Source organism: Pseudomonas sp. AC229 (genome assembly GCF_979254655.1).
Map to the genome: position 1 here is coordinate 1 of NZ_CEEDHK010000006.1, position 15,234 is coordinate 15,234.

Sequence of the window (15,234 nt, forward strand, 5' to 3'; positions counted from 1 at the left end):
TTTGCGGCAGGTACTGCCGTTATTTACTTTGTATGTTTGTGTTATCCCCCCCAAACCCCCCGGTTGGGGGCCAAAAGCCTTAAAAGCTATTAAAAGCCATTCTGCTATTCTCTCTTATTGATTCACTCATATGATTGACCCCATGGGTCAAGGTGCATTAATCGTGTCCAGATAGGACGCCCGAGCCTATGCGGCTTTTCGGGCGTGTTCCAAGGGCATAGGTTAGACTTTAAACCTTAAAACAGCGGGTCTCACTCGATGTTCAGCTTGACTAGCAATATCATCAACTAAATTATTGACTTGCTCTGGTGTCCCAACATCGTCGAGAAATTTATTAATACTTGCTGTTATTTGTATCTCTCGCTTGTCGGTATTGATTCTACTCATTTTATCTCTTACAAAGTCAATCAGTGATTCTGCAATATATTCAAGACTTTCAACGACTTTATAGTATGTGTTTTTTAAAGACTTTATTGAATCATTTAATTCGATTTTCTCATTTCTCAATAATACGGTTTCTGTGGTGAGAGAATTTTTTTCTTTTCTTAAAGCGTTATTGTTTGTGGTTAAAGATGTTTTTTCTATTCTTAATGAGTTGTTGTCCGTGGCTAATAAATTATTTTCTTCTTCTAATGAGTTATTTTCTGTGCGTAATGAGTTATTACTATTCTCTAATTTGTTATTTTCTGTTTTTAACTTATTGGCTTGCAGTGCTAGGGTTTTAATATTTTCACCTTGCTTTTTTAGCTGTAAGTTATTGAAGTTGAAGCGTCTTTCAATTTTTGGTAGTTTTGCGTCCTCTTCAATCACTCTCATACGTGCTTTATTTTCTTCTGTCTTTTCTAAAACTTTGGCATTTAAACCTAATTCATTTAGGGTTTGGTTTGCGTGAGCATAGAAAAGAACTTGAAAATATTCAGCCTGTAATTTTTTACGTTTATAGCTACTTGGTTCGTTTTTCAAAATGCTCAATCGTTCTTCGTCAATATTTTGTTCAACGAATCTATATTGTGCTTTTAGTAAGTCGTGCTTGTTGGTTCTTTTGTTCTTTGTAGAAACGAAGATATGAGAATGTTCGTCTGATTCATCACCGTGAATAGCAATGGCTTTGATTTGATAGTCAGGAAAGTTTTTCTTGTAAAACGATGCTTGAATTTCTACCGTGTCAGTTAAAGAAATTTTAACATCGTTTCTTGATGGGATTTTAAAAACAGCTTCTTGAATAACCGCTTCATTTAGTCCTATTTCCTTTGTATTTTTTGGGTTTAGCACTTTGTTGTGAAGCTCTATAAATTTGCCGAGGCACTCAATCTTTTGATTCTTTCTTGTTAATTCAAACTGACCAAAATGATTTTTTTCTATTTCACTGTCTAATTCAGTTTTTGAGTTTATGATATTGTTAAGATAGTTATATAGCTTTGGATTGTCAGTTGACGCTTTAAGTATTTTGTTAAGTTTTGCTTTATACTTGCCCAAATCATTTTTATTTTCTGTGTCAATTGAGTTGGATTTTTTGTTAACTTTTACATCGTCTATGATGTTTGAAATTATATTAACTCGTTCCTCTTGTGATAGAGAATCTAACGCAAAGACTTTGTTTTGTTCGGGCAAATAAATTTGATTATGTGCGGATTTAGACTCATTCCATTCTAGGTTTTTGGTGGGGTTGTTGGGCGTAACTCTCAACGAATGCTGCAACGATTTTTGAAGTGTAGCGATACCCTTTCCGATATTCTTGTAATTCATTTGTCTGTAAAATATTGTTATGTTCTTCATTGTTTTTCTCGGTTGTTGTTTTGGTGAAAGTGTTAGAAAAATAATTAGCAGACTGCTAAATTTTTATAACTCGTTTCACTTCTAAACAATCGAAAATAGTATGAGCGACAGCGTTACTTTTTTAGATTTTTAGTGCCCTTGATTTTGACTTTCGCTTTTTGCTTTTGCCTCTGTCTCAATGACCAATTGCGAGCTAACTATTCCCTCACTTTTGAGCGCAGCGAAAAAAGTGTGGGGATAGTGTAGCGAGTTACTTAATTACTTCGCATTTACACTTATATTAATATATTAGCATTTGAATGTCATACTTCAACTTTTAAGCTGACTTTTATTTGAGTCCTTTTCGTTAGACGATTTTTAATCGTCCAACGAAAAGGGCTTACCAAGTGGTTATACTGTCAGCGCCTTTTTCAGAATCATTTGTTGGTGCATATCTTCTAAAATTTCTAGGTAAAGTTCTGCACCGCCAGACTGTTCACCTACGTCTTTTATTAATTCATTTTCAACAATGACCCTCACTGCGCCATTTTTAAATTTTACTATCATTGTTGGAATTAAAGTCGAACGTTTATCTTCAACACCGGTGATAGGGTTTTTCTTTGAATAACCCCTGCAAAAAAATTGGATATTCTCAATTATTTGTTTCAGATGGTTGTTAATATTAATTCTTTTTCGTGTTGCTTCATCACTCTTGTCATTTAGCAGTTCTAGAATATTTTCCTGATTGAAATTTCTAGAAACTTCAATCTGTGCTACTGACGTTTCTTTTTCTTCTTTCAACGTTTTTAACGTGTTGGTTTGTTCACGCTTTAACGTTTCAAACTCGATAAGCATTTCGTTCAATGTGTCAGATATATTTTTGCCAATGCGGAGCATTTCTCTGATTTGCTTCTTTAACTGTTCAAGCTGATGATTTGTATTTTTTAAAGCTCTTTCAGCATCTTTGATTGAGTTATTGAGGCGTAAAATATTTTCATCATTTTCAAAAATTTCGGATAGATTTAACCGGTCTGTTTTTTCAAAGAAAAACTGCATTGCTTCACTTGCGTTGTACGTGAGTCGTTTATCTAAAACGCACTTGCCAGACATTGAGTTTGTACAAACGAAATAATGCTTATTGCTTCTTTCACTGCTAGATTTATCCATGTATCTCACTGTCCCATGGCAGTGGTAGCATGTAATAAAGCCTTGAAATACGTTTAATCTTGATTTATTAAACCTTCCCGAAAAAGGTTTACGTCCAGAAATTTTTTCTTGTACTTCCTCAAAAATGGTTTTATCCACAATCGCAGGATAATAGTCATGGATTGTTGGTCCTTCGGGCATTAGCTTCATCTGTCCCATTTCACTTTCGTGAAATTTCATAGGCTGATGTTCGCCTATAACCTTTCTATTTTTGAGGAGGTATTGTATTTGATGAATAGAATATTTTGGTTCATCTGGTTCAAGCCAATCATTAACAGCCTTTGCCGTTTCGCTCAAACCTTTTGATAAAGCTAAATCGAAAATTTTTCTGATTTTCCGAGCTTCATTTTCGATAATAAAAAACTTGGCTGATTCATCACCTGGTCGAGCTTTAACTACGCCACTAACCCCTATCCAACTCGGTGTTTTTCTAGTTTTAACAGCTTTTGTTTTTCGCATTTCATCACGGTGAATATTCCAAGCCGAGCTTGTGAAGTCGCTTTTTCTTGATGATTCTGCGTTTGCTCGTTCAAACTCAATCACTGCAATAAAAAAATCAGATGATAAAAGCGTATCTTTCGAGTAGATTTTTCCAGAATCTAGAATAGCTATATCTATACCGCGATTAAGTAGATTTAGAAAAATCTGCGTGGATTTAATTACTTTTTGTCTTGAAAGACGGTCGAAGTTTTCAATCAGTAGAATTGAATTAGGTTCAATCAAGCCTTGTTCAACAAGGTCGATAAATCCGCCTAACTGGCCTTGTTTTGCGTTTTTTCCTCGAAAAGCTGAAACGCCCAGGTCTTCAAGTGTCGTATCTACGATGAGGTTGTGTTTATCAACAAAATGCTGAATATCGCTCTGCCGCGCAAAACTCGTACCTAGCTCTTGCTTTTTATGACTGAAACGTATGTATGAGTAGCACTTGCGTTGCATTTCAGACGCTCCGGGCTTTCGAGTGTCTTATAGCGTAGCACAGGTGCATCTACTGCTTCGCCCGCCCGAGCCATGCCTACTGGGATATGTCGCCCGGCATCGATTTTGAAACCAAGCTGATCGCCAAAACCAACCTGGCCAGCCGCCTGGAAGAGCAGCTGCAAAAGCCCCGTTACGAGCCGGCGCCCATCGCCCTGGGCATCAATACCGACGCCTACCAGCCCATCGAGCGCGAGCAACAGCTGACCCGCCGCAGCCTGGAGATCATGCTGCGCTATCGCCACCCGGTGCACATCATCACCAAGAGTTCGCTGATCCTGCGCGACCTCGATCTACTCAGTGAACTGGCCAGCCGCAACCTGGTGAGCGTGGCCTTTAGCCTGACCACGTTGGACGATGAACTCAAACGCATCATGGAACCGCGCGCCGCCTCGCCAAAGGCGCGCTTGCGGGCCATGAAAGAGCTGCACGAAGCCGGCGTGCCGGTGAGCGCCATGGTGGCGCCGGTGATTCCGATGATCACCGACATGGAGTTGGAGCAGATTCTCGCCGCCGCCAAAGAGGCCGGCGCGCGCTCGGCCGGCTACGTGCTGCTGCGCCTGCCGCTGGAAATTGCCGAGCTGTTTGAGGAGTGGCTGACCAGCCATTTCCCTGACCGCGCCGCCCACGTCATGAGCCTGATACGCCAGTCGCGCGGTGGCAAAAATTACGACAGCCGTTTCGGCGTGCGCATGAAAGGCGAAGGCGTGTTCGCCGAACTGCTGAGCCAGCGTTTCAAACTGGCCATCAAGCGCCTGGACCTCAACCGACGCGGCGATCCCGGCCTGGATTGCAGCCAATTTTGCCCACCCGGCGCACAAATGACGCTGATCTAAGCGCTGGGCAGCGCAGGCGGGTCGCGCTAAGGTTTAGCGCCTCAGCCTCTCTGTTTCTGGTAGCGCAGCATGGCCCGTACGTCGCGAATTACCGACCCCTCCTACGAGTTGATGGATGACCACGAAGGTCATTCGCTGATCTATCGCCAGCACGGTTTCCCCAGCCCGCTGGTGCGTTGGCACTTCCACAAGGAGTACGAGCTGCACCTGATCGTGGCCAGCTCGGGCAAGGTGTTTATCGGCGACTACATCGGCAACTTCGCCCCCGACACGCTGTTTCTCACCGGCCCCAATTTGCCCCACAACTGGATTAGCCAGGTGGCGGCAGACGAGGTGTATCCGCAGCGCGACATGCTGGTGAATTTCACCGACCAAGTGCTCGACAGCGGCAGCGCAGTGTTCTCGGAACTTCAGGGCTTGGCGCCGCTGTTGGGCCGCGCGCAATACGGCATCGAATTTCGCTGCCCGCGTTTGATCAGCGAAGCGCGCGGCCTGATGCAGCGCATTGCCGAGTCCAGCGGCATGACGCGCCTGGGCCATTTTCTGATCTTGATGGAGCTACTCGCCGCCACCGAGGATTACCAACTGCTCTCCGGCGTGCGGGCCACGCAACTGGCCGACGAGAGCAATGTGGAGCGCATCAACCGCGCGGTGGATTTTATCTTTCAGCACTACGTGCAAGACCTCACCCAAGAGCAAGTCGCCGAGCAGTTGGGCATGACGCCGACGTACTTCTCGCGCTTCTTCAAGCAGGCCACCGGGCGCGGCTTTGTCGAGTTTGTTAATCGCCTGCGCGTGAGCAAATCCTGCGAGTTGCTCAGCACCAGCGACAAGCCGGTGACCGACGTGTGCTTCGAATCCGGCTTCAGCAACGTGTCGAACTTCAACCGGCGCTTCCAGCAACTCAAAGGCATGACGCCGTCCGGTTACCGACGGCTGGTCACGCAACGCATGACCGAGCAAAACCGGTACTGATTCACACCGCGTGACTCACCACTTCCGCCTCAAATCAGCGCGCTAAAGCGGCGCGGCGTGCACTTTTGCGCGAATTGCCCTACAGACGGACCGCAAAAAAGTATCGGTCGCGGTGCAGGCAAGGCGTTGTTTGCGCTGGCGAGCCGGCGTGTAATCGACCCCGGTCAAACAAAAACAATAATGTCTTGCGCCGCCGACCTGGCTGCCAAGAGGAGTTCAACACCATGAACCACACGCTCAAGGCACTGGTTGCCGCCCTCTGCTTGTCGTCGTCCGCCGTTACCCTGGCGGGCGAAACCCTGACCATCGCCACGGTCAACAACAGCGACATGATCCGCATGCAAAAGCTCTCGAAAACCTTCGAAGAGCAGCATCCCGATATCAAACTGAAGTGGGTGGTTCTCGAAGAGAACGTCCTGCGCCAACGCCTGACCACTGACATCGCCACCGAGGGCGGCCAGTTCGACGTGCTGACCATCGGCATGTACGAAGCCTCGCTGTGGGGCGCCAAGGGTTGGCTCGAACCGATGAAAGACCTGCCCGCCACCTACGACCTCGACGACGTGTTCCCTTCCGTGCGCGAAGGGCTGTCGGCCAAGGGTCAGCTCTATGCGCTACCGTTCTACGCCGAAGCCTCCATCACCTATTACCGCACCGACCTGTTCAAGGCCGCCGGCCTGGAAATGCCCGAGCACCCGACCTGGGAACAGCTCGCCGGTTTCGCTGAAAAACTGCACAAGCCTGACCAGGGCCAGTACGGCATCTGCCTGCGCGGCAAAGCCGGTTGGGGCGAAAACATGGCGCTGATTACCACCATCGGCAACGCCTACGGTGCGCGCTGGTTCGATGAGAAATGGCAGCCCGAATTTGACGGCAGCGAATGGAAAAACGCGCTGAATTTCTACGTCACCACCATGAATAAATTCGGCCCGCCCGGCGCCTCAAGCAACGGCTTCAACGAAAACCTGGCGCTGTTCAACAGCGGCAAATGCGGCATGTGGGTCGACGCCAGCGTGGCCGGCTCGTTCGTGACCGACAAAGCGCAAAGCAAGGTTTCCGAGCATGTGGGCTTCACCTTCGCGCCCAAGCAAGTCACGGACAAGGGCGCGACTTGGCTGTATTCCTGGGCACTGGCCATTCCCACCAGCTCCAAAGCCAAAGACGCCGCCAAGCTATTCAGCGCCTGGGCCACTTCCAAGGAATACGGCGCACTTGTTGCCGAGAAAGACGGCGTCGCCAACGTGCCGCCAGGCACTCGCGCCTCGACCTACAACGATGCCTACATGAGCGCCGCGCCGTTCGCCAAGGTCACCCTGGAATCGCTGAAAGCCGCCGACCCGACCGCCCCTGGCGTGCGCCCGGTGCCGTATGTGGGCATTCAGTTGGTGACCATTCCGGAGTTCCAGGCCATCGGCACGCAAGTCGGCAAGCTGTTCGCCGCCGCGCTGACCGGGCAGATGCAGGTCGACCAGGCGCTGAGCGCCGCGCAGGCCAGCACCGTGCGTGAGATGAAGCGCGCGGGCTACCCGAAATAGTCCGCCGACGTAACGCCTTCTTTCCCCCGTAGAGGCACCCCGCCGGCGCGCTCCCCCGCGCCGGCGTTCTAACCCTGTCATGGAGTCGCCATGAGTTCCTCGGTTCTCGACACCGTTGCCAACGCACCCGCTGCCGCACCGCGCGCCAAGCGGCGGGCGCTGAAGCCGGGCTGGTTTCTGGTCAGCCCCTCCGTCGCCCTGCTGCTGTTGTGGATGATCGTGCCGCTGGGCATGACCGTGTATTTCTCACTGATCCGCTACAACCTGTTGTCGCCTGGCGAGAACGAATTCGTCGGCCTGGAGAACTTTGAGTTCTTCGTCACCGACCCCGGTTTTATGCCCGGCGCGCTGCACACCCTAACCCTGGTGGGCAGCGTATTGGCCATAAGCGTGATCTTCGGCGTGCTGATTAGCGCGTTGCTGGAGGCCTGCGAATTCTGGGGTCGCGGCATTGTGCGCGTGCTGTTGATCTCGCCTTTTTTCATCATGCCAACCGTCAGCGCTTTGCTGTGGAAGAACCTGATATTCCATCCGGTGTCCGGCATTCTCGCGGCCGTGTGGCGCTTCTTCGGCGCCCAGCCGGTGGACTGGCTGGCGCACCATCCGCTGCTGTCGATCATCTTTATCGTGTCGTGGCAGTGGCTGCCGTTCGCCATTCTGATTTTGATGACGGCCATGCAGTCCCTCGACCAAGACCAGAAAGAAGCCGCGCGCCTCGACGGCGCCGGCCCCATCGCGATTTTCTGGCACCTGACCCTGCCGCACCTGGCGCGTCCGATTGCCGTGGTGGTGATGATCGAGACCATTTTTCTGCTCTCGGTATTCGCCGAAATCTTCACCACGACCAGCGGCGGGCCGGGCTACGAATCGACCAACCTGGCGTACCTGATCTACAACCAGGCGCTGCTGCAATTCGACGTGGGCATGGCCTCGGCGGGCGGCTTGATCGCCGTGCTGATCGCCAATATCGCCGCCATCATCCTGGTGCGGATGATTGGCAAAAACCTCACTGACCAACCGTAAAAAGGAGCCTGACGATGCTGACCTTGAAGCAATCCCGGCGCCTGCAAAGCGTGGTCGTGGGCACGCTGTCCTGGGCGGTGGCGCTGCTGATTTTCTTCCCGATTTTCTGGATGATCCTCACCAGCTTCAAAACCGAAATGGACGCCATCGCCACGCCGCCGCAGCTGTTCTTTGTGCCGACGCTGGAGAACTACCTGCACATCAACGAGCGCAGCGACTACTTCAGTTTTGCCTGGAACTCCGTGCTGATTTCCTTCGCCGCCACGGCGCTGTGCATGTTGATTGCGGTGCCGGCGGCGTACTCCATGGCCTTCCACGAAAGCCGCCACACCAAGCGCACGCTGCTGTGGATGCTGTCGACCAAAATGCTGCCGCCGGTGGGCGTGCTCATGCCCATTTACCTGCTGTGCAAAAGCATGGGCCTGCTCGATTCGCGCCTGGCGTTGATTGTGATCTACACGCTGATCAACCTGCCGATTGTGGTGTGGATGGTTTACACGTACTTCAAAGATATTCCGGTGGATATCCTCGAAGCGGCGCGGCTGGACGGCGCCACCACCTTTCAGGAAATCGGCCGCGTGCTGCTGCCCATCGCCCGCGGCGGCCTGGCCTCGACCATGTTGTTGTCGCTGATCTTGTGTTGGAACGAGGCCTTCTGGTCGCTCAACCTCACCTCGTCTGCCGCCGCCCCGCTCACCGCGCTGGTGGCGTCCTATTCCAGCCCGGAAGGGTTGTTCTGGGCCAAGTTATCCGCCGTCTCGACCCTCGCCTGCGCGCCCATTCTGATTTTCGGCTGGATCAGCCAGAAGCAGCTGGTGCGTGGCCTGTCTTTTGGTGCCGTGAAATGACCGGCCTGGTTTCCAAGGAGTGCTCACATGGCTGACCTCAGCATCCGCAATCTGCAAAAAGGCTTTGATGGCCACGCCATCATTCAAGGCATCGACCTGGACGTACGCGACCGCGAATTCGTGGTGTTTGTCGGCCCGTCGGGCTGCGGTAAATCCACCTTGCTGCGCCTGATTGCCGGCCTGGAGGAAGTTACCAGCGGCACCATTTCGCTGGACGGCAAAGACATCACCGACCTGGCCCCCGCCAAGCGCGACCTGGCCATGGTGTTCCAGACTTATGCGCTGTACCCGCACATGACCGTGCGCAAAAACCTGTCGTTCGCCCTCGACCTGGCGCGGGTCGACAAAGCCACCGTGCAAGCCAAAGTGGACAACGCCGCGCGCATTCTCGAACTGGAGCGGCTGCTGGAGCGCAAGCCCAAGCAGTTGTCTGGCGGGCAGCGCCAGCGCGTGGCCATCGGCCGGGCGATTGTGCGCAACCCGAAAATTTTCCTGTTCGATGAACCGCTGTCCAACCTCGACGCCGCGCTGCGCGTGCAAACCCGCCTGGAACTGGCGCGCCTGCACAAAGAGCTGAAGGCCACCATGATTTACGTGACCCACGACCAGGTCGAAGCCATGACCCTGGCCGACAAAGTGGTGGTGCTCAACGGCGGCCGCGTAGAGCAAGTGGGCTCGCCGCTGGAGCTGTACAACCACCCGGCCAACCTGTTTGTTGCCGGTTTCCTCGGCACGCCGAAGATGGGCTTTTTGCGCGGCACGGTTGGCCAGGTAGATGGCGGCAGCTGCGAAGTGCAGCTCGACGCCGGCGCCAACCTGCATCTGCCGCGTGAGGCCTGCGCGCTGTCGACCGGCGCTAGCGTGACGCTGGGCGTGCGGCCGGAACACTTCAATATCGTGCCGGCCGGGCAAGGCCAGTTGCAGGTGGTCGCCGACGTCAGCGAACGCCTGGGCAGCGACACCTATTGCCACGTGCGCACCGCCTCCGGCGAAACACTGACCATCCGCGTGCGCGGCGACTTCGGCCCGGCCTACGGCCAACCGCTGGAGCTGGCCTTCGACACGGCGCACTGCCACCTCTTCGATGCCAATGGCACCGCCATCGACAAACGCAGCGCTACCGAGCAGGCGGCGTAAGGACTTTTATGAAACTCAGTCGCTCCACGTTGTCCCGCCTGGTGCCCTACATCGCCGTGCCCACCTATGACTTGGGCGCGCGCCAGCAAGGCATCGCCCATATTGGCGTCGGCGGCTTTCACCGCGCCCATCAAGCCATCTACACCGAAGCGCTGCACAACAGCGGCCAGGACATGGACTGGGGCATCTGCGGCATCGGCCTGCGCGCCGAAGACAAAGCCATGCGCGACGCGCTCGCCGGCCAGGATTACCTCTACACGCAAGTGGAACTGGGCGATGTGCCCAGCCTGGAAGTGCGCGTAGTCGGCGTGATCGGCGACATGCTCCTGGCTGCCGACGGCGCGCAGGCGGTGATCGACAAACTAGCCGAGCCGGCGATTCGCATTGTCTCGCTGACCATCACCGAAGGCGGCTATTGCATCGACGACGCCAGCGGCGAATTTCTCGCCGACCTGCCCGCCATTCAGCACGACCTGGCCAACCCTCAAACACCCACCACCGTGTTCGGTTTCCTCTGCGCCGCACTGGCCAAACGCCGCGCTGAAGGCACGCCTGCATTCACGCTGATGTCGTGCGATAACCTGCCGCACAACGGCGCCGTCACCCGCAAAGCGCTGCTCAGTTACGCGCGGCTGGCCGACGCCGAACTGGCCGCATGGATCGACGCCAACGTCAGCTTTCCCAACGCCATGGTCGACCGCATCACGCCCATGACCAGCGACGCCCATCGCCAGCAATTGGCCCGCGAACACGGCATCGACGACGCCTGGCCGGTGGTGTGCGAGCCGTTTCTGCAATGGGTGCTCGAAGACAAATTCGTTAACGGCCGCCCCGCATGGGAAGCCGTCGGCGTGCAGTTCACCGGCGACGTGTCGCCCTATGAAGAGATGAAAATAAAGCTGCTCAACGGCAGCCACCTGGCGCTCACGTACCTGGGCTTTATCAAGGGCTACCGCTTCGTGCACGAGGCCATGAACGACGAGCTGTTCCGCCGTTACGTGCGGCGCTTTATGGACCTGGACGTGACCCCGCAACTGGCGCCGGTGCCGGGCATTGACCTGACCACTTACAAGGACACGCTGATCGAGCGCTTTTCCAACCAGGCCATCGCTGACCAACTGGAGCGCGTGTGCTCCGACGGCACCTCGAAATTCCCTAAATTCATTGTGCCGACGCTGAACCGCTTGATCGCCGACGGCGCCGAACTCGACCGTGCTGCCTTGGTCGTCGCGGCCTGGGCGGTGTACCTCGATGGTGTGGATGAAAACGGCACCGCCTACCGCATTCCCGATCCGCACGGGGAGTGGGCGCAAGGTCTGGTGGCTGACAAGGCCGCCCTCACCACGCGCTTGCTTGGCGCCGACCGCGTGTTCGGCCCGGCCATTCCAGGCTCGGCTGCGTTTGTTGCCGCTTTCGAGCGTCAGTTGCACAACCTGCGCACCCTTGGCGTGACCGGCACGTTGCAGGCGTTGCTCGGCGACGGCGGGCGTGTCGGTCCGTTGAACCAGCAGCGCTGAGGTCCGGCCATGGCCTTGTACCTCGGCATTGATTGCGGCACCCAAGGCACCAAGGCGCTGGTACTCGACGCCAGCAGCGGGCAGGTGTTGGGCGCGGGCGGCGCGCCGCACCGGCTGATCAGCGGGCCCAACGGCCATCGCGAACAGCAACCGGCGGACTGGCTCAGCGCCTTCGAACACGCCACCCGCGCGGCATTGGCCGACGCGGGTGTTAGCGGTGAGGCGATTGCCGGCATCGGTGTTTCAGGCCAACAGCACGGCTTGGTGCTGCTAGACGCCCAGGGCCAGGTGCTGCGCCCGGCCAAGCTGTGGTGCGACACCGAATCGGCGGCAGAAAATCAGCAACTGCTGGATTTTCTCGGCGGCGAGCAGGGCTCCTTGGCGCGCCTCGGCGTGGCGATTGCGCCGGGCTACACGGTGTCGAAACTGCTGTGGACGCAAAAACACCACCCGGCCCTCTACAAGCGCATCGCCCACATGTTGCTGCCCCACGACTACCTGAATTTCTGGCTCACCGGCCGCGCCTGCAGCGAATACGGCGACGCCTCCGGCACCGGCTATTTCAACGTGCGCACCCGCGACTGGGACCACGACTTGCTGCGCCTGATCGACCCCAGCGGGCGCCTTAACAACGCGCTGCCCACCCTGATCGGCGCCGATGAATCGGTCGGCACCCTACTGCCCGACGTCGCCGCGCGGCTGGGCGTGAACCCTCGCGCGAAGGTGGCCAGTGGCGGCGGCGACAACATGATGGGCGCCATCGGCACCGGCAATATCCGCCCCGGCGCCATCACCATGAGCCTGGGCACGTCGGGCACGCTGTACGCCTTCGCCGACCAGCCCCAGGTGAGCCCGCACGCCTCGGTCGCCACGTTCTGTTCATCGTCCGGCGGCTGGCTGCCGTTGATCTGCACCATGAACCTGACCAACGCCACCGGCGCCATCCAGGAGCTGCTGGAACTGGACCTCGCCAGCTTCGGCGCCTTGGCCATGCAAGCGCCGATTGGCGCCGGCGGCGTGCTGATGCTGCCCTTCCTTAACGGCGAACGGGTACCGGCACTGCCCAACGCCAGCGCCAGTTTGCTGGGCCTGACCAGCGATAACCTCACCCGCGCCAACCTCTGCCGCGCCGTATTGGAAGGCGTGTGCTTTGGCCTGCGCTACGGCCTGGATTTGCTGCGCGCCAGCGGCATCGAAAGCCGGGAAATTCGCTTGATCGGCGGCGCCGCAAAAAGCTCGGTGTGGCGCCAAGTAGTCGCCGATATCATGGCCACCCCACTGGTCTGCCCGCAGCACACCGAAGCGGCAGCCCTGGGCGCGGCGATTCAGGCGGCGTGGAGCGGCGGCGAAGGCAGCTTGCACGCGTTGTGCGACCGCTGCGTAAGCCTCGACCTGCGCACGCACACCGAGCCGAACCCCGCAGCCAGCGCCGCGTACGAGCCGGTGTACCAGCGTTACCGCCAGCAGGTGATGCAGGTGCAATAGGCGTAAAAACAGCCAATCCCTTTTGTTCAGGAGTTCGACATGTACCTGGTTTGCGGCGAAGCGTTGTTCGACTTTTTCACCCAGGCGGCCGGCGCGCGCAGCAGCGAGCTGGACTACAAAGCCATCGCCGGTGGCTCACCCTTCAACGTGGCCGTGGGCCTGCGTCGGTTGGGCGTGAAGTCGGCGCTGTTTGGCGGCCTGTCCACCGACTTTCTCGGTGCCCGCCTGCGCCGGGTGCTGGAAGAAGAAGGCGTACGCGAAGACTTCCTGATCGCCAGCGACTGCCCCACGACCATGGCCATGGTCGCCCTCGACGGCAACGGCCACCCGCACTATTCCTTTCGCGGCGAAGGCTGCGCCGACCGCGCCGTGCGCCCGGAACATCTGCCGGCCTTGAGCAGCGAGGTGCGCGGTGTGCACGTGGGCTCGTTCTCGCTGGTGGTGCAACCCATTGGCGACACCCTGCTGGAGCTGATTCGTCGCGAAAGCGGCAAGCGCCTGATCAGCCTCGACCCCAACGTCCGCCTCAACCCTCAACCTGATGCCGCGCTGTGGCGCGAGCGTGTGGAAGAACTGGCGCAGTTGGCCGACCTGATCAAAGTCAGCGACGAAGACTTGGGTTTGCTCTACCCCGGCATTGAGCCGGAACAGATTATTCAGCGCTGGCTCGGTGGCCGTTGCCAGTTGGTGGTGATGACCCGTGGCAGCCAAGGCGCCACCGCGTTCAGCCGTGAGCATGGCGTGGTGTCGGTGCCGTCACGGCGCATTGACGTGCGCGACACCGTCGGCGCTGGGGATACGTTTCAGGCGGCGCTATTGGCGTGGCTGACGCGGGCGGAGCTGGACAGCCCGGAAGGAATGGCGCGGTTGAGCCGGGAGCAGCTCGATGCGTTGCTGAGCTACGCGGTGGCAGCCGCTGCCGTCACCTGCTCGCGCACCGGGCCGGATCTGCCCAGGGCGCATGAGGTGGTGGTTTAACCGGCCTCAACGCCCTCGGCAGACGATCGCCCAGGCTCAGGTGAAGTTGTAGCGCACCAGGTGGAAGAACACCGGGGCGGCGAAACACACAGAGTCGAGGCGGTCGAGCATGCCGCCGTGGCCCTCGATCATATGGCCCCAATCTTTCACCCCACGGTCACGCTTGATCGCCGACATCACCAGCCCACCGATAAAGCCCATCAGGCAAATCACAAACGCCAAGGCCAGCGCACCCAGGAAGCTGAACGGCGTCATCCAGAACAGCGCACCACCCAGGAGAGTGGCCGATACCACGCCGCCGATCAGGCCTTCCAGGGTTTTCGAGGGCGACAGGTTTGGCGCCACTTTGGTTTTGCCCATCAGCTTGCCCCAGATGTATTGCAGTACGTCCGAGGACTGCACCACCAGCACCAGAAACGCGATCAGCAGCAAGTTGCGGCCTTCGTAGCCGGCGATGTTCAGGGTCAGTAACGCTGGCACATGGGAAATGCTGAACACGCAAATCATCAGCCCCCACTGCACCTTGGCCGTACGCTCCAGAAAGCGCGTGGTGTCGCCGCCCAGTGACGCCAGAAATGGCATCAGCAGGAACACGAACACGGGAATGAAGATGCTGAACATCCCGTACCACTCGATGTACACCAGAAAATACTGGAACGGCAGCACGCAGTAGAACGCGGCCACCAATGCCGGGTAGTCGCCGCCACGGGTTTGCGTAAGGGTGATGAATTCGCGCAGGGCGAAGAACGACAGCAGGTAAAACAGCAGCAACACCCCGGGCTTGCCGAAGAAAAATGCGACGCCCAGCACCGCGACCATCACCCACCACGCGTTGATCCGCGCGTTGAGGTTGTCGATGACTGGCGTTGCGCCTTTTTTCCACTTGAGGATTTGCCCCACCAGCGAGGCCAGTGCGAGGAATAAACCGACAGCGATAAATACGTTAAGCGTTTGCCGATCCACG

The 15,234-nt window shown here is 55.9% G+C and carries 11 protein-coding genes and 1 pseudogene; 9 read left to right on the forward strand and 3 right to left on the reverse strand.

Annotated elements, in window-relative coordinates; all coding sequences use genetic code 11:
- Positions 1 to 222: 222 nt before the first annotated feature.
- A complete protein-coding gene (locus AC0IW7_RS09650; RefSeq protein ID WP_471817477.1) occupies positions 223 to 1,776 on the reverse strand; it encodes a hypothetical protein in 1,554 nt (517 codons plus the stop codon).
- Between the two features lie 390 nt (positions 1,777 to 2,166).
- Positions 2,167 to 3,897: a recombinase family protein gene (locus AC0IW7_RS09655; protein WP_471817479.1), complete on the reverse strand. Its 1,731-nt coding sequence runs from the start codon at positions 3,895 to 3,897 to the stop codon at positions 2,167 to 2,169.
- A 38-nt stretch (positions 3,898 to 3,935) separates the two neighbouring features.
- Here AC0IW7_RS09655 and AC0IW7_RS09660 point away from each other — a divergent pair.
- The 9 genes and pseudogenes from AC0IW7_RS09660 to AC0IW7_RS09700 all read left to right on the forward strand — a co-directional run.
- A pseudogene (locus AC0IW7_RS09660) lies at positions 3,936 to 4,772 on the forward strand (PA0069 family radical SAM protein); the annotation flags it as partial.
- A gap of 69 nt (positions 4,773 to 4,841) precedes the next feature.
- Entirely contained in the window at positions 4,842 to 5,747 is a 906-nt protein-coding gene (locus AC0IW7_RS09665; protein WP_122492177.1) for an AraC family transcriptional regulator, read from the forward strand.
- A gap of 224 nt (positions 5,748 to 5,971) precedes the next feature.
- Positions 5,972 to 7,282 carry an ABC transporter substrate-binding protein gene (locus AC0IW7_RS09670; protein ID WP_471817481.1) on the forward strand — a complete coding sequence of 437 codons (1,311 nt, stop codon included), beginning with the start codon at positions 5,972 to 5,974 and terminating at the stop codon, positions 7,280 to 7,282.
- Between the two features lie 90 nt (positions 7,283 to 7,372).
- Positions 7,373 to 8,305: a carbohydrate ABC transporter permease gene (locus AC0IW7_RS09675; RefSeq protein ID WP_471817483.1), complete on the forward strand. Its 933-nt coding sequence runs from the start codon at positions 7,373 to 7,375 to the stop codon at positions 8,303 to 8,305.
- A gap of 14 nt (positions 8,306 to 8,319) precedes the next feature.
- Complete coding sequence (locus AC0IW7_RS09680) at positions 8,320 to 9,153, forward strand: carbohydrate ABC transporter permease (RefSeq protein ID WP_463384225.1); 834 nt, start codon at positions 8,320 to 8,322, stop codon at positions 9,151 to 9,153.
- 27 nt (positions 9,154 to 9,180) lie between these two features.
- The gene (locus AC0IW7_RS09685; RefSeq protein ID WP_471817485.1) at positions 9,181 to 10,290 is read left to right on the forward strand and encodes an ABC transporter ATP-binding protein; all 1,110 of its coding nucleotides are present in this window, start codon (positions 9,181 to 9,183) and stop codon (positions 10,288 to 10,290) included.
- A gap of 8 nt (positions 10,291 to 10,298) precedes the next feature.
- Positions 10,299 to 11,807 (forward strand): mannitol dehydrogenase family protein, encoded by a 1,509-nt coding sequence (locus tag AC0IW7_RS09690; protein WP_471817487.1) that lies wholly within the window; start codon positions 10,299 to 10,301, stop codon positions 11,805 to 11,807.
- Between the two features lie 9 nt (positions 11,808 to 11,816).
- Positions 11,817 to 13,292: a xylulokinase gene (gene xylB / locus AC0IW7_RS09695; RefSeq protein ID WP_471817488.1), complete on the forward strand. Its 1,476-nt coding sequence runs from the start codon at positions 11,817 to 11,819 to the stop codon at positions 13,290 to 13,292.
- Between the two features lie 39 nt (positions 13,293 to 13,331).
- Positions 13,332 to 14,270, forward strand: a complete 939-nt coding sequence (locus AC0IW7_RS09700; RefSeq protein ID WP_471817490.1) for a carbohydrate kinase family protein — start codon at positions 13,332 to 13,334, stop codon at positions 14,268 to 14,270.
- 36 nt (positions 14,271 to 14,306) lie between these two features.
- Here the strand turns inward: AC0IW7_RS09700 and AC0IW7_RS09705 are convergent, their stop codons facing one another.
- Positions 14,307 to 15,233: a phosphatidate cytidylyltransferase gene (locus tag AC0IW7_RS09705; protein WP_122492185.1), complete on the reverse strand. Its 927-nt coding sequence runs from the start codon at positions 15,231 to 15,233 to the stop codon at positions 14,307 to 14,309.
- Between the last annotated feature and the right edge of the window lies 1 nt (position 15,234).

What these genes read in the sequence shown, in the direction of transcription:
- AC0IW7_RS09690 (WP_471817487.1), top strand. Translation starts at nt 10,299, where the DNA reads ATGAAACTCAGTCGCTCCACGTTGTCCCGCCTGGTGCCCTACATCGCC.
- AC0IW7_RS09670 (WP_471817481.1), top strand. Translation starts at nt 5,972, where the DNA reads ATGAACCACACGCTCAAGGCACTGGTTGCCGCCCTCTGCTTGTCGTCG.
- AC0IW7_RS09650 (WP_471817477.1), bottom strand. Translation starts at nt 1,776, where the DNA reads ATGAAGAACATAACAATATTTTACAGACAAATGAATTACAAGAATATC.
- AC0IW7_RS09675 (WP_471817483.1), top strand. Translation starts at nt 7,373, where the DNA reads ATGAGTTCCTCGGTTCTCGACACCGTTGCCAACGCACCCGCTGCCGCA.
- AC0IW7_RS09685 (WP_471817485.1), top strand. Translation starts at nt 9,181, where the DNA reads ATGGCTGACCTCAGCATCCGCAATCTGCAAAAAGGCTTTGATGGCCAC.
- AC0IW7_RS09655 (WP_471817479.1), bottom strand. Translation starts at nt 3,897, where the DNA reads ATGCAACGCAAGTGCTACTCATACATACGTTTCAGTCATAAAAAGCAA.
- xylB (WP_471817488.1), top strand. Translation starts at nt 11,817, where the DNA reads ATGGCCTTGTACCTCGGCATTGATTGCGGCACCCAAGGCACCAAGGCG.
- AC0IW7_RS09680 (WP_463384225.1), top strand. Translation starts at nt 8,320, where the DNA reads ATGCTGACCTTGAAGCAATCCCGGCGCCTGCAAAGCGTGGTCGTGGGC.
- AC0IW7_RS09665 (WP_122492177.1), top strand. Translation starts at nt 4,842, where the DNA reads ATGGCCCGTACGTCGCGAATTACCGACCCCTCCTACGAGTTGATGGAT.
- AC0IW7_RS09700 (WP_471817490.1), top strand. Translation starts at nt 13,332, where the DNA reads ATGTACCTGGTTTGCGGCGAAGCGTTGTTCGACTTTTTCACCCAGGCG.